The 12,354-nt window shown below is 31.6% G+C and carries 10 protein-coding genes and 1 tRNA gene; 10 read left to right on the top strand and 1 reads right to left on the bottom strand.

All coding sequences use genetic code 11. From position 1 onward, the window contains the following. Nucleotides 1-1,502 (bottom strand): hypothetical protein (locus tag AWE51_RS09610; protein ID WP_198403812.1); only part of this gene is annotated, 1,502 nt, incomplete at its 3' end. A gap of 335 nt (nt 1,503-1,837) precedes the next feature. On the opposite strand from AWE51_RS09610, the gene AWE51_RS09605 reads away from it, so the two are divergent. From AWE51_RS09605 to AWE51_RS09560, 10 genes are all read left to right on the top strand, one after another. Beyond that, nucleotides 1,838-1,910: transfer RNA gene (locus AWE51_RS09605), tRNA-Gly, on the top strand. Between the two features lie 217 nt (nt 1,911-2,127). Then, nucleotides 2,128-3,006: a glycosyltransferase family 2 protein gene (locus AWE51_RS09600; RefSeq protein WP_066312721.1), complete on the top strand. Its 879-nt coding sequence runs from the start codon at nt 2,128-2,130 to the stop codon at nt 3,004-3,006. A gap of 35 nt (nt 3,007-3,041) precedes the next feature. Next, on the top strand, nt 3,042-3,896 hold the full coding sequence (locus AWE51_RS09595; RefSeq protein ID WP_066312719.1) for a polysaccharide deacetylase family protein: 855 nt from the start codon (nt 3,042-3,044) through the stop codon (nt 3,894-3,896). A 49-nt stretch (nt 3,897-3,945) separates the two neighbouring features. Beyond that, nucleotides 3,946-4,788 (top strand): GNAT family N-acetyltransferase, encoded by an 843-nt coding sequence (locus AWE51_RS09590; RefSeq protein ID WP_066312716.1) that lies wholly within the window; start codon nt 3,946-3,948, stop codon nt 4,786-4,788. 103 nt (nt 4,789-4,891) lie between these two features. Beyond that, on the top strand, nt 4,892-5,587 hold the full coding sequence (locus AWE51_RS09585) for a WbqC family protein (protein ID WP_232517370.1): 696 nt from the start codon (nt 4,892-4,894) through the stop codon (nt 5,585-5,587). After that, entirely contained in the window at nt 5,584-6,507 is a 924-nt protein-coding gene (locus AWE51_RS09580; RefSeq protein ID WP_066312711.1) for a glycosyltransferase family 2 protein, read from the top strand. The genes AWE51_RS09585 and AWE51_RS09580 overlap by 4 nt, the downstream gene beginning before the upstream one ends. Beyond that, the gene (locus AWE51_RS09575) at nt 6,500-7,168 is read left to right on the top strand and encodes an acetyltransferase (RefSeq protein WP_066312708.1); all 669 of its coding nucleotides are present in this window, start codon (nt 6,500-6,502) and stop codon (nt 7,166-7,168) included. Before AWE51_RS09580 ends, AWE51_RS09575 begins: the two co-directional genes overlap by 8 nt. 64 nt (nt 7,169-7,232) lie before the next feature. Beyond that, on the top strand, nt 7,233-8,978 hold the full coding sequence (locus tag AWE51_RS09570) for an HTTM domain-containing protein (RefSeq protein ID WP_066312703.1): 1,746 nt from the start codon (nt 7,233-7,235) through the stop codon (nt 8,976-8,978). Nucleotides 8,979-8,982: 4 nt separating this feature from the next. After that, nucleotides 8,983-10,113, top strand: a complete 1,131-nt coding sequence (gene rffA / locus AWE51_RS09565) for a dTDP-4-amino-4,6-dideoxygalactose transaminase (protein ID WP_066312699.1) — start codon at nt 8,983-8,985, stop codon at nt 10,111-10,113. A gap of 5 nt (nt 10,114-10,118) precedes the next feature. After that, a complete protein-coding gene (locus tag AWE51_RS09560; protein ID WP_066312696.1) occupies nt 10,119-12,350 on the top strand; it encodes a tetratricopeptide repeat protein in 2,232 nt (743 codons plus the stop codon). Nucleotides 12,351-12,354 lie beyond the last annotated feature (4 nt).

The following is a 12,354-nucleotide window of genomic DNA, read 5'->3' as shown; positions in this document are numbered from 1 at the left end:
TGTCCAGTGGCTCCAGTTTGTCCTGTTGCACCAGTAGCTCCTGTTTGCCCAGTGGCTCCAGTTTGTCCTGTTGCTCCGGTAGCTCCAGTTTGTCCAGTGGCTCCGGTTTGTCCTGTTGCACCAGTAGCTCCAGTTTGTCCAGTGGCTCCTGTTTGTCCTGTTGCTCCGGTAGCACCTGTTTGACCTGTTGCTCCTGTTTGCCCAGTGGCTCCGGTTTGCCCAGTGGCTCCGGTTTGTCCTGTTGCACCAGTAGCTCCTGTTTGCCCAGTGGCTCCGGTTTGTCCAGTGGCTCCGGTTTGTCCTGTTGCACCAGTAGCTCCAGTTTGTCCAGTGGCTCCAGTTTGTCCAGTGGCTCCGGTAGCTCCTGTTTGACCTGTTGCTCCTGTTTGACCTGTTGCTCCGGTAGCTCCAGTTTGTCCAGTGGCTCCTGTTTGCCCAGTGGCTCCGGTTTGCCCAGTGGCTCCGGTTTGCCCAGTGGCTCCGGTTTGCCCAGTGGCTCCGGTTTGTCCTGTTGCACCGGTAGCTCCTGTTTGTCCAGTGGCTCCAGTTTGTCCTGTTGCACCAGTAGCTCCTGTTTGCCCAGTGGCTCCAGTTTGTCCTGTTGCTCCGGTAGCTCCAGTTTGTCCAGTGGCTCCGGTTTGCCCAGTGGCTCCTGTTTGTCCTGTTGCTCCGGTAGCACCTGTTTGACCTGTTGCTCCTGTTTGCCCAGTGGCTCCGGTTTGTCCTGTTGCACCGGTAGCTCCTGTTTGTCCAGTGGCTCCAGTTTGTCCTGTTGCACCAGTAGCTCCTGTTTGCCCAGTGGCTCCAGTTTGTCCTGTTGCTCCGGTAGCTCCAGTTTGTCCAGTGGCTCCTGTTGCTCCTGTTGCTCCTGTTGCTCCTGTTGCTCCTGTTGCTCCTGTTGCTCCTGTTGCTCCGGTTTGACCTGTTGCTCCGGTAGCTCCTGTTTGCCCAGTGGCTCCAGTTTGTCCTGTTGCTCCAGTAGCTCCTGTTTGCCCAGTGGCTCCTGTAGCACCAAAAGTAGTAGTACTTCCGTCTTCGGCTCTATACGTATATGTTCCGTCTGAGTTTAGGGTAAGTGTAGATATTGTTTCGTTAATACTTCCGCCACCGTTCGAGAGGGATATAGTATTACCTGTTTTTGTTAATGTTTGTATTAATGAGGATAAATCGACTTGATTGCCGTTTTGAATGGATAATATATTAGTGGAAGATTCAAAATTTAATTGTTGATTATCATCTCCATTACAAAGACTTGTCCAACTATTATTTCGGTATTGGAAAATACAATTATCATCAGTATTATATACCAAACCACCATTCAGAGGAGTGATATTATTCATCTGAGCCGTGGTAACTCTTGTTAGTACAAGGACTCTATCGGTACTTTCTAATTCAAGAATAGATGCATTATCTATCTGATTAGGGTTGTCACCAACCTTTACCTGAGCATGTAGGTTAACAAAAGATAAAAATAAAAATAATCCAAGTAATTTTATTTTCATATTTGGGGTAATTTCTTAATATTAATACAAGGCCTTATTTTAATTACGGTAAAACCATAATAATGCTTTTAAGCAAAAGAAAAAGTTCTCCCTAATTTTAATTAAAGATAAACCTTTATGCAATATATTAATATTTCTTTAACTACAAAAATACACCTTTTTTTCGATTAACAACTATTTTTCACGATAAAAAGCATATTTTTATTTTTATTTCTAGTGAAATATAGTATAGATTGATTAGGTTTAATCTGACTTTATTGTGTTTATTTGAAAATAATTTTATGTATTATTGATTGTTTTTTTAAAAAAATCTAATACATTTGTCGCCGTTAAAAGCGGGAGTAGCTCAGTTGGTAGAGCGTCAGCCTTCCAAGCTGAATGTCGCCGGTTCGAACCCGGTCTCCCGCTCAAAAGCCTTATCTATATAGATAAGGCTTTTTTATTCTAGACGAGTTTAATTTCTAACAATTGTCTCGTTGGTAAATGTTTGATATCTGAAAAAGTGTAATTTCTTTTAGCTAGCATTATATATGATTAATTAATAAATGATAGGTGATGATTATATATATATTACTTTTCTTTTTAATTAAAAAAAGACTTAGTTTTATAAAAACTTTAAATTTCTATGGCTAAAACTTTGACGATTATTATACCTGCTTTTAATGAAGCTGATTCGTTACAATTATTTTTTCCTAAAGTAATAGATCATTGTCAGGACAAAGATTATAAGCTTATTATCGTTAATGATGGTTCTAGTGATCAGACTTTAGAAGTGCTTACAAAATTTCAGAATGAATCTAGTTATAAGTTTAATATTGTTTCTCATAAAGTTAACAAAGGATATGGAGGTGCAATAAAAACCGGTATTAAGTCTAGTAATACAGATTATGTAATTACTATGGATGCAGATGGTCAACACTATCTACAGGATATAGATAAATTGTTTAGTAAAGTTTTAGAAACAGATGCGGATCTTATAGTGGGGAGTAGAAAAGGACAATCATCTGCTTCTTTGTTTAGAGGTATTGGTAAACATATTATACGTATGGTTGCAAAGGTATTGATGAAATTATCAATTTACGATATTAATTCAGGAATGAAAATCTATAATACTGAATTAGTGAAAAAGTACTTAAAACTCACTCCCGATACAATGTCTTTTAGTGATATAATTACCTTAACGTTTGTTAGTAATAAGCATTTGGTAATTGAGGAGCCTATTAGGATAAAAGATCGATTGAAAGGTTCTAGTACTATTGGTGTTAGGACTGCTTTTGAAACTGTAATGGAAATTATTAATATTATAATTCTTTTTAATCCTGCAAGAATATTTTTGCCTATTTCTGCTTTCTTTTTTGCTTTTGGATTGCTTTGGGGTGCTAATTTTTTCTTTCAAGGCAAAGGTATTAGTATAGGAGGTAGTACTTTGATACTTGCCGGGTTGATTATTTTTCTCTTGGGATTAATAGCAGAGCAGTTATCTGCTGTTAGGAAAAATCAATAGTTTCTAATTATTAGAATAATTCATATGTAATCATAATGAAAAACCAAAAGGAGAACATATTTTTATTCAGTGTAGATCTTGAGGATGTTAGATTGAGGGTAAATGAAGGGCTGATATATACTGCTAGAGTTGAGGATTTAGTTGAGAGTTATTTAACTTTTTTGAATAACTATAAATCAAAAGCAACATTTTTTACTGTTGGAGATATTCCTAAATATTATCCTAATTTAATAAAAATGATTGTCGAAGAAGGACATGAAATTGCTTGCCATTCAAATAAACATAAAGCAGTAGCTAATCAAACTCCCGAAGAATTTAGAGATGATTTATTACGAAATATGGAAACCTTATATAATTATGGGGCAAGAGAGCTTATAGGTTATAGGGCTCCGACTTTTTCAATTACAAAAGATGTACTTTGGGCCTTTGATATTTTGACTGATTTAGGATTTAAATACTCTAGCTCAATTCTCCCTGCAAAAAACCCATTATATGGATGGGAAGGTTTTGGTGAAAGTCCTAAAAAAATGAACGATGACTTGTGGGAAATTCCAATAAGCTTAAGAAAAAGTACATTTTTAAAAGTACCATTCTCGGGAGGTGTTTATTTTCGATTTTTGCCATATCATTTGATTAAGAAGAGTTTTGGCCATCACTTTAATAATGATTTGGCTGTTACTAGTTATTTTCATCCTTATGATATTGATTTAAAACAAGAGAAATTTATGCATCCAGAAATTAATAATAATTTGATTTATAATCAGCTAATGTATTATAATAGGAGAAAGGTTTTTCCTAGATTAAATGAAATAATGAATACTTTTAATGCTAAAATAATGACATATAAAAGTTATATATCTGGTTTAGACAATAATGGATTTGTAGATTAATATGTTTTAGGTACTATTAAAATAAATTTCAGTTAATTTTCAATAATAAATGAATTACAAATTTTCACCAATTAAAACAGATAATATTTCAATTAAAGAAATAACAAGTCTTTTGAAACTTACTTTTCCGAATGCTAAAAAGTATACGGAGAAATTTGTTTCATGGCAATATGCTAAGAATCCTGTTGGACCTATGATTGGATATAATGCTTATCTTGATGGAGAACTAGCCGCTCATTATGCATTAATGCCTATCAAAGCATTTGTTTTTGGAAAGGAAGAAAAAGGACTTTTGTCTTTAAATACTGCTACACACCCTAATCACAGAGGAAAAAAACTATTCACAAAATTAGCTAGGGAAAGTTTTAAAGCTGCCACTGAACAAGGTTTTGGTTTTGTCATTGGTGTTGCCAATGCACAAAGCACTCCTGGATTTCTTAAAAAGTTAGATTTTCAATTTGTAGGAATGCTTGAAGCTAAGTTGGGTTTGGGCAAAATTACACATAAGAAGGAAAGTACTTCGATCGATTATCAAAGAAATTGGGACGAAGATGTTATACAATGGCGCTTATCTAATCCAGAATTACCATATGCGATTAAAAATAATAAAATAACATCAGCAACTGCTCATTTTGGTATACAAGCGATGCTAAAAAAATTTGAAAAAAAGTATAATATTGAAGATACTCAGACCAATTTAGGATTTAAACCTATCAAATTATGGATCGGTATTGATGATACTATTAATTGGAAAAAATCTTTTTATTTTGATATCCCCCTTAAAATGAGACCATCACCACTAAATCTTATTTTTAAAGATTTAACTTCAGAGAATCGCAAATTTGATTTTTTGGGAGTGAGATTTAGTGCATTAGATTTTGATGCCTATTAACGTTTTAATCGATTCGTAATTAATTTAAAGATTCTGGATCTGTCTTTATAAAAAGAAATCACCTATATTTAGATACAATGGCGAATGTTTATAATATGAAATTTTGAAAAACAAAATAGCAATATCCCAATCGAATTACATCCCTTGGAAAGGGTATTTTGACATGATAAATATGGTAGATGTATTTGTAATCTATGATGAGGTTCAATATACTAAAAATGATTGGCGTAACAGGAATATTTTGAAAACAAAAAATGGGCTGGAATGGATAACAATACCAGTAAAACAAACTAAATTAAACCAATCTATTGAAGAAACAGAAATCTTTTTATCAAAATGGAATATAAAACATTGGAAAACCTTGCAGTCGGTTTATGGGAAAGCTCCGTTTTTTAAAGTATATAAGGAAAAGTTTGAGAAACTCTACTTGGAATGTGATTATGCGCTATTAAGTGAAATTAATAAAAGATTTATTTTAGAAATTTGTAATATATTAGGGATTAAAACACAGATTATTGATAGCAAAGAATTAAATCTTAAAGGAGGTGCAAATGAAAGGTTGATTGATGCATGCAAAAAGCTAGATGCAAATAGATATCTTTCTGGTCCTGCTGCAAAAGCTTATATAAATGATACACTTTTTAAGGAAAATGATATAACAATAGAATGGATAGATTATAGAGGATATAAAGAATATAATCAGATGTCAGCTCCTTTTGAACATGGCGTGAGTGTTTTAGATCTTATCTTTAATGAAGGTGAAAAAGCTAGTACATTTCTTAAAAGCACTAGAGTATGAAATTATCAATAGTTACTACATTATATAAGTCGGAAGGGTTTGTACAAGAATTTTACGAAAGGGTTCATAAAACAACTCTAAAAATTACAGAAGATTACGAAATTATATTCGTTAACGATGGTTCTCCTGATTATTCTCGTCTAAAAGTTTTAGAAATTCGAGATAAAGATACTAACGTGAAGTTAGTTGATTTGTCTAGAAACTTTGGACATCACTATGCAATACAAGCAGGATTAAGTATAAGTGATGGTGATATCGTGTTTTTAATTGATTGTGACCTAGAAACTCCTCCTGAGGTACTTGAAAAATTATATGCTGTTTTTGATAATAAAGAAAAATTTGATGTTGTATATGCATATCAAGAAGTAAGAAAAGGGAATTGGTTTGAGCAAGTTTCAGGTGATATGTTTTATACTTTTTTAAACGCTTTGTCTGAAACTTTGATTCCCAGAAATATACTTACGGAACGTATAATGCGGAAAAAATATGTTGACAGTCTTTTAGAGTTGGGAGATGCTAACTTATTTCTTGGCGGAATGATGTATTGGGTTGGTTATCATCAAAAAGGAATTCCAATATCCAAATCACAAAGAAAAGGAAAAAGTACGTATACGCTTAAAAAAAGAATAAGTTTATTAATAAATGCAGTTGCTTCTTTTTCTGCGAAACCACTAACTTGGTTGTTCAATTTTGGGGTTATTATTTCTTTATTAAGCTTTGTTACAGGAGGATTGTTGATACTTGTTAAAATGTATTACGGAGAACAGATTCAAGTAGGTTGGACCTCATTATTAGTGATCAATATATTGATATTAGGTATCATTTCTACTTTTTTAGGTGTTATAGGGATATATATGTATAAAATATTTAAACAAGTGCAGAACAGACCTAATTTTATAATAAAAAAAATATATGAATAAGAAGATAAAACTTGTCATATTTGGATTAGGCGAATTTGGTGAATTAGCACATTTTTATTTCACCAATGATTCTAAATATGAAGTTGTTGCATTTTGTGTAGACAAAGCGTTTAAAAATACAGAAGAGTTTTTAGGGTTGCCAGTAGTTGAATTTGAAAACGTAGAAATAATTTATCCACCATCTGAGTATGATTTTTTTGTTGCAATAGGGTATTCTAAATTAAATAAAAACCGAATCGAAAAATATACTATTTCTAAAAGAAAAGGATATTATTTAGCCAATTATGTGTCTTCAAAAAATTCAGTTTGGAATGATTTCAAAGTTGGAGAAAATACTTTTATTATGGAAAACAATACCATAATGCCTTTTACGAAAGTAGGAAATAACGTATTGATTTGGGTAGGAAATATTATTGCTCATCATATGGTTATAGAAGACCATGTAACGATTACATCTCATTGTGCGATTGGAGGTAATGTAATTATAAAATCAAAAGCATTTATAGGGCTTAATGCTACTATTAGAGATGGAGTTATTGTAGGAGAACAGACTATTGTAGCAGCTAGCTCTAATTTAGTCAAAAATGCTGATTCAGGAGAAGTTTATATGGGTAATCCCGCTAAATCAATTGGTAAAAAATCATATGAAATTGATTTATAGTGATTTAAAATAATAGAAAAAAGTACTTGTTTTAACTGTCTAACCACTAAAATCATTTTTTAAATTGAATATTATTAAAGAAATATTATTTAAAAAAATTTCAGCCAAAGGACTTGCTATATTTAGAATAGCTTATTCTATTAACTTTTTATTCGAGATAATTTATATATATAAGTATAGACAACTATATTTTGATAGAATTCCTTACTTGGACGTCCACTTTCCTGATAATGGATTATTACTTTTATTTTGGATGGCTGTAATTATTTGTATGGGTATTGGATTCTCTACAAGAATAATGACAATAATTAATTATCTATTTACAATCGTATTCATTTCAAGTATGACCGATTATGAATATCATATGGTTTATACCTATACTGGGGTAAATTTTCTTTTGATGTTTTTGCCAATCTACAAATCCCTTTCTATAGATTTATTAAAGAAAAAAATAGTGTATTTGAATAGAAATCAAATCTATAATGAAGAAAAGGTTTCAAAAATTAATTATTTTGCTCCAGTGCTTTTAGGTGTTGGTTTAGTTTATTTTGATTCGGCATTTGTTTACAAAATAAATTCTCCGCTTTGGCTTAATGGTTTGGGAGTATGGTTGCCTTCATCCGTTCCTATATCGACAATAACGGATAATCAGTGGTTTTTAAATCAAGAATTTCTAGTCAAGCTTTTATCGTATATAACAATGGTTTTTGAGTTTATGTTTATTTTCTTGTTTTGGAATAAAAAATTTAGAATCATTCTTTTTGTAATTGGTGTGGGTTTACATATTGGGATACTTGTTGAATTTCCAATCCCCTATTTTGCTCTTGGGTATTTATCTATTTACCTGCTCATGATACCCGTATCGATATGGGATAAAATTAAAAAAAGAATTCAATCAAAGAAAGCTAGTCTAAAACTGTATTATAATAGTACCAATTTAGATTGTAATAAAGTCGTATTGCTTATTAAATGCTTGGATGTTTTTGGGAAAATAGATTCAATTGAAAAAAAAGAAATAAGTGAAAAAGAAAATATAAATGAATATGTTTTTGATAAGAATTTGGCTGGATTAAGTTTCGATGGAACTCCTTATGTCGAAATGGCTTTATTCAAAAAGATATGTAAGATATTACCATTATTTTATTACAGTAGTAAAATTCTTTTTCTAGGGAAAGTTTTTACCGAAAAGAAACGGGATCAAAGTCAATCATTAAATTTAATAGAGAATACTAATCAAGCTTACTTCTTTCCTAGTGTCTTTAAGACTGATAACTTTCTACTATTTTTTTTATGTATTGCTATGCTGCTGCAATTTCAAATCAATTATAATTTTTTTGGATATAACTCAACGACAAAGTATTTGGTAAATAACTTTGCAAAGAGGTATTATGGAATTACTAATCATGATGTGTTTTTAGATGATCATTTCAAAGGTTTTGAAAACATGTATACTTTAAAATATAAAGGAGAATTACTTCCTTTTCTAGATGAAAAAGGAATGTGCGATGCATATATATCAGGTAGTACTTATGCTTATTGGATGTTCAGAGTCAATAAGCCTTATGTTAAAGAAAATGCTTATTCCCTTCGTAAGGGGTTTATTGAATATTCTTCTTTTTGGGCACATCGGAATAATATAGATTTGTCTGATTATCAAGAGTTTGAAATCGTAAAAAAGAGATTAAAAATTTCATTTGAATGGGAGGAAGACTTATTGCAAAAAAATATTGATCAACCTTGGGAGAGAGTAGGTGTGTTAATATGGAATAATAAGAGCACTCAATTTTTGTGGGATTCAACAAATAAATAAAAAAATGATACCTTTTAATAAGCCATACATGACTGGAGACGAGTTGTATTATATTAAAGATGCAGTGTCTCGTGGTAAGATTTCTGGTAATGGTTATTATACTCAAAAATGTCATAATTATTTTAATGAACAAATGGGATTTCGCAATTGTCTACTAACGTCTTCTTGTACAGACGCTTTAGAGATGGCAGCAATTCTTATTGATATCGAACCAGGAGATGAAGTAATCATGCCTTCATATACTTTTGTCTCTACGGCAAATGCCTTTGTTTTAAGAGGTGCTAAAATAGTTTTTGCAGATAGTTACAAGGATAACCCAAATATTAATGCAGATACATTACATGAATTAATTACTTCTAAAACAAAAGCGATTGTTGTAGTACATTATGCAGGAATAGCTTGTGATATGGATAAAATAATGAATCTTGCGAGCACTCATGATTTATTTGTTATAGAAGATGCCGCACAGGCAATAGATTCTTATTATAAAGGAAAACGATTAGGTACTATTGGACATTTAGCCGCATTTTCATTCCATGAAACCAAGAATATTATTGCAGGAGAAGGAGGTATGTTAGTAGTTAATGATGAACGTTTTGATCAACGTGCAGAGATTATTTGGGAAAAAGGAACCAATAGATCTGCTTTTTTTAGAGGAGAAGTTGCAAAATATTCATGGGTTGATATAGGTTCTTCATTTTTGCCATCAGATGTTACAGCAGCATTTTTATATGCTCAATTAGAAAATCTTGAAAAAATTCAATCCAGAAGGAAAAAAATATGGAACTCTTATTTCGAAGGTTTAAAAAAACTAGGCGAGAGTGGTTTTCTGAAGCTCCCAAACATACCAGATTATGCATCTGTAAATGGTCACCTTTTTTATCTGGTGTGTAAAAATATACAAGAACGAACAGCATTAATCTCTTTTTTAAAACAGAATAATGTTCATAGTGTTTTTCATTATTTATCACTTCATAAAAGCCCTTTTTATCATAAGGATGGAACATCTTTAGTATTAGGGAATTGCGATCATTTTACAGATAATTTGTTACGATTGCCTTTGTATTATGAGTTGGATAGAGAGGATCAAAATCAAATTGTATTTTTGATAGCAAAGTTTTTTAAAGAAAAATAGGAAACATGAATCTTGATTTTATTTCTAAAATAGATTATCGTAAAGCCTTCATACTATTAGGGCTTTTTATAGTTATATTAATGTCGGGATTAAGTATTAACTACAGTATGACCGAAGATGCTAGAGTGCATCATGAACATGGAAAACGCATTCTAGACTATTTTAAAGGAAAAAATAAGATTGCCCAATTGTCTCCTCTAGATAAAAAAGGTAAATATATAAATATCTCTCTTAGTCAAGAACATCTAGAGAAAGGGATGAATGGTTTTGGTGGTTTTTTTGATCTGCTATGTAACTTTTTGTATCAATTTTTCGGTTTTGTAGGCGAATATGAATTTCGAAATATTATCAGCGCTATTATTGGATTTTTATTGTTTCTCTTTTGTGGTTTAATAGGTAAAGAATTAGGAGGTTGGCGTTTAGGGATAATCACTTTGGTTTTTGTGGTATTGACACCAGTTTTATTTGGGCAAGCGATGAACAGTCCAAAAGATATTCCTTTCGCTGCATTTTATATATTTTCTATTTATCATGTCATTAAATTGCTAAAAGAATTACCTGAGATAAGTTTTAAAAGAGGATTTTTTTTAGTTTTTAATATTTCAATTCTAATCAATATAAGGTTGATAGGCCTTGTGTTTTTAGGAAACTTAGGGATTGCATTTTTTTTATGGTGGTTTATCGAGAATTATCAACAAAGGTTTAAAAACATCGTTTTAAAAGATATTTTTTTGTTATTATTAAAGATTTCAGGAATAGCTATATTAGCTTATTTAGCTACAGCTATTTTTTGGCCTTATGCTCAAACGAATCCACTTATTGTTCCTATTGATTTATTTCTTAAAGCTACACAATACAAGGGTTTTGTAAGTACACAAATATTTGAGGGAGTTTGGCGTAATAGTTATGATATGCCTTGGTATTATTCTTTTAAAAGTTTATTGTTTATTTCGATGCCATTGCATTTAATTATTGGGATGCTTCTTATCCCATTTATTTATGTTAAAACTGACTCAAAAATCAAATTATACAGCTCTTTCCTGTTGTTTACATCTTTGTTTCCATTGGTTTTACTTATTTTAGGTAAGGCTAATAGTTATGATCATTCGCGTCAATTTTTGTTTACTGTGCCGCCAATGATTGTTGTATGTACCTTTGCATGGAGTAGATTTAAGGTTTTTATGTCTAAATACATTAAGAGTAAAGTTATATTACCCTCTATACTTATTCTATTTTTATTAGAACCGTTACAGTTTATGGCTAAAAATCATCCTTTTGAGGCATTGTATTTTAGTCCTCTTATAGGAGGGGTTTCAGGTGCATATGGTAATTATGAGATTGATTATTTAGGATTTGCTATCAAACCGGCAGTAGATTGGTTAGAAAATAACATAAGTAATACAGATCGGCACGAACCTGTAAGAGTGCGAATGTATTACGGAGAGCAGTTAAAAATAAAATATTATCTAGATAAAATACCAAATTTAGAGTACGTGGCAGTAAGAGAAGATAGTCCTGATTGGGATTATGGAGTTGTGATGCTTACTGAAGCTAAGTTTGACAAAGATCTCGATAAAAACTGGCCTCCGAATAATACAGTGCATAAAGTAACAGTTGATGGAGTTCCTATTTGTTTTATTGTGAAAAATAATTTTAAAGTTGATACTATAGAGGCTTTAGAACAAAAGTTAAGTAAACAGCCGACTGAAAATGGTTATATTCAATTAAGTTTAATGTATTATAATAAGGAAAGCTATTTTAAAAGCATTGAAGCCTCACAAAAAGTTGTCGAATTAAATCCAAAAAATAGTATAGCTTATAATAATATGTGCTCGGCATATAATATTCTTTTGATGTATGAGAGAGCTAAATATGCAGGAGAAAAAGCACTAGAGTTCTCTCCAAACATGACTTTGGCGACCAATAACTTAAAGATATCTAATGAAGGGCTTAATAGAAGAAAAAATAATAAATTCACAAAAGAAGAATATCTTAGATTGGGATATAATTACTATAGTATAAAAGATTATAGATCTTGCATACTTATAAATCAAGAATTGCTAAAAGTTGAACCCAAGAATAGTATAGCTTATAATAATATATGTTCTTCTAATAACATGTTAGGCAATTATGAAAAAGCTATAGAGGCTTGTAATAAGGCCGTAACGATAAGACCAGATTTTCAGTTAGCTAAAAATAATATGAAATATGCCAAGAGTCAAATAAAGAATCGTTAGAAAG

It is taken from the genome of Aquimarina aggregata (assembly GCF_001632745.1).
In the GTDB taxonomy this organism is placed as follows: Bacteria; Bacteroidota; Bacteroidia; order Flavobacteriales; family Flavobacteriaceae; genus Aquimarina; species Aquimarina aggregata.
Note: the sequence above shows the minus strand (reverse complement) of the source record. Positions and strands in the feature narration are given on the sequence as shown.